This window comes from Oscillibacter sp. (genome assembly GCF_032060045.1).
GTDB lineage: Bacteria > Bacillota > Clostridia > Oscillospirales > Oscillospiraceae > Oscillibacter.
Genome location: NZ_DAMBZJ010000048.1, coordinates 1 through 2,401, shown reverse-complemented (window position 1 = coordinate 2,401; position 2,401 = coordinate 1). Strand labels below are relative to the sequence as shown.

Below are 2,401 nucleotides of genomic sequence, written 5' to 3'. Positions count from 1 at the left end.
AGGCCAGCGCGGCAAAACCCAGCGCCAGCAGCTCCGGCGCATAGGATTCCAATGCAGGGTTTGCGGCGCGAGCGCGATAGTCCAACACTAGATGAAACACCAGTGCCACCGGGGCGGGCAACAACAAAACCGACGGTACAGCCCTGCGGCGGCGAGAGCGGCGCCCCGTCGCCGCGGAAAAAACGGTGGGCAGCAAACACAGAGCGGACAGCGCCGTCAGGCAGCCACAGGCCAATGCAACTCCCGCCGGAGGAGCTCCATCGCCGGAAAAGTACATGGGGGACGAAAGGGCAACGTGTATCTCCGCCATCCCGGATAGGATCAGCAGGAAAAGCCCGGATATCAGCAGGGGCACGGTTCCTTGTGCGGAAAAGACATCCTGAAACGTACGGGGATCGGGACGGCGGTCAGGCAGGCGGTGAACCAGCAAAAACAGAGCTACCCCTATGAGAGCCAGCAAAACCCACAAAAGGCGCCCATAGAAATTTCCGGTAACGCTCAGTCCCGTTTCCGGATTAAAGCCGGTGCGCGTCTGCGCCAGCCGCAGAAAAAAGGCTGCCGTGCCCCCCGCTGTCGTCAGAACAGCCATAGCCGTAGAGTGTTTCATCTGGGTCCTCCTTAAAAGCCGGGGCATAGAGCCCGGCACAAATAATAAATTACGTTTTCGTCCGTCCGGTTTACCATGCCTTCGCAATCGGCGGATCCCCTTTGTCCGGGGCGTTGTGTTCCTCCGGAAGAGGAGTTGCGCGCATGCGCAGTTGTCAATGCCGCCGAGGGGCAAATACTGGGGACATTATACGCCAGCGGCGGTGGTTTGTCCACACCGTGCCGGGGGAAAACCTACCCCTACCCACGGTTGCCGTTTCGGACAATCCATGCTATAATCAAACGCCGCAAAATTCAACAATTTTTGCGTAGGACTGTTTTGCGTCTTCCGCGCATATGTTGGAGAAGCGGCGGATTGCAGGTCCAATCCGATGGATTTAAGGAAAGTGTACAGGCTGTTCAAGAGGAGTATTTCTTGAACCGGCGGGAAAGGAAACGAGATGAGACGGTATCTGGGCATATCGGTGGTGCTGCTGGGCCTGCTTTTTTTGCTTCCGCTGATTACCGTGACGACCCATGTAGTTCTGCGGGAAACGGGCGTGGGGACGAAGCGGGAGGTGAAACTGGTAGAGCCGGAAATAGAGCTGCTGCCCCAAGGAGAGACGGACGGGTCCTATACCATCCGCGTTCTGCTGGGGGACGAGGTGAAGACCATGACCATGGGAGAGTATCTTCAAGGCGTGGTACGGGCGGAGATGCCCGCCTCCTTCGAGCAGCAGGCCCTGTGTGCCCAGGCGGTGGCGGCACGGACCTATACGATGTATAAGATGTCTTCCGGCGGGAACCACGGCAACACGGCGGATATCTGTGGCGATCACACCTGTTGTCAGGCATATCTGGATAAGGAAACCGCCATGTCCAACTGGGGGGACAACGCCCAAGCCTATGAAGCGAAGGTGGAAAACGCCGTCGCCCTTACGGATGGGCAGACAATTCTTTACGGCGGCCAGCCGATTCTGGCGGTGTTTCACTCCTCCTCCGCCAGAACCACAAAGCGGGCAGGAGAGGTGTGGACCAACGATCTGCCCTATCTCCAGAGTGTGGAAAGCCCGGAGGGAGAGGGCGTACCCAATTATTACAGCCGTGCGGAGTTTACCTTTGCAGAGTTTAAAAAAATGTTTTTGCAAGCGTATCCCGAGGCGGACCTGTCCGGTCCTGTCTCCGGCTGGATGAAGGCTTGGGTCATCGGCGATGATAGAAATGTGGAATCTGTCACCGTGGGCGGCATCAGCGTTCGGGGTACGAAGCTGCGCACCATTTTTTCCCTGCGCTCCTCCACCTTTGAAGCGGAGGTGGCGGATGGAAAAATCGTCTTCTTCGTCACCGGGTATGGCCACGGCGTGGGCATGAGCCAGTATGGCGCCCAGCAGATGGCAAAGGACGGCAAGGATTGGAAGGAGATCATCACCCATTACTATACCGGCGTCACCGTGGCGGTACACACGCCGGAGCGGTTTTCATAGTTAAAAAAGAGCTTGAGGATTTTATGTCCTCAAGCTCTTTTGTTGTTTGAAAAGGCGCGCAGGCGAGTGCCAGAGATATTTCCTGCCGCTTACACGCTGCGGAAGCGGGAGAGAAAATCCCGAGTTTCCTGCATATGGGGATTGCCAAAAAGCTCTTCCGGCGTGCCTTCCTCGTAGATAACGCCCTGATTCATATACACCACCCGGCTGCTCACATCCCGGGCGAAGGCCATCTCGTGGGTTACCACCAGCATGGTCATTCCCTCCCTGGCCAGGTCCTTCATCACGTCCAGCACCTCGCCCACCATCTCCGGGTCCAGTGCGGAGGTGGG

At 57.5% G+C, this 2,401-nt stretch carries 2 protein-coding genes and 1 pseudogene; 1 reads left to right on the top strand and 2 read right to left on the bottom strand.

Annotated features, from left to right (window positions below; all coding sequences use genetic code 11):
• Window positions 1–607: hypothetical protein (locus RT018_RS14390; RefSeq protein WP_312943012.1), on the bottom strand; the 607-nt coding region annotated here is incomplete at its 3' end.
• Window positions 608–1,046: 439 nt separating this feature from the next.
• Between RT018_RS14390 and spoIID the strand changes: the two genes are divergently transcribed.
• Window positions 1,047–2,069, top strand: coding sequence for a stage II sporulation protein D (gene spoIID, locus RT018_RS14385; protein WP_312943011.1), 1,023 nt, complete (start codon window positions 1,047–1,049; stop codon window positions 2,067–2,069).
• Window positions 2,070–2,158: 89 nt separating this feature from the next.
• Here the strand turns inward: spoIID and RT018_RS14380 are convergent.
• Window positions 2,159–2,401: pseudogene (locus RT018_RS14380) on the bottom strand (amino acid ABC transporter ATP-binding protein); the annotation flags it as partial.

What these genes read in the sequence shown, in the direction of transcription:
- spoIID (WP_312943011.1), top strand. Translation starts at nt 1,047, where the DNA reads ATGAGACGGTATCTGGGCATATCGGTGGTGCTGCTGGGCCTGCTTTTT.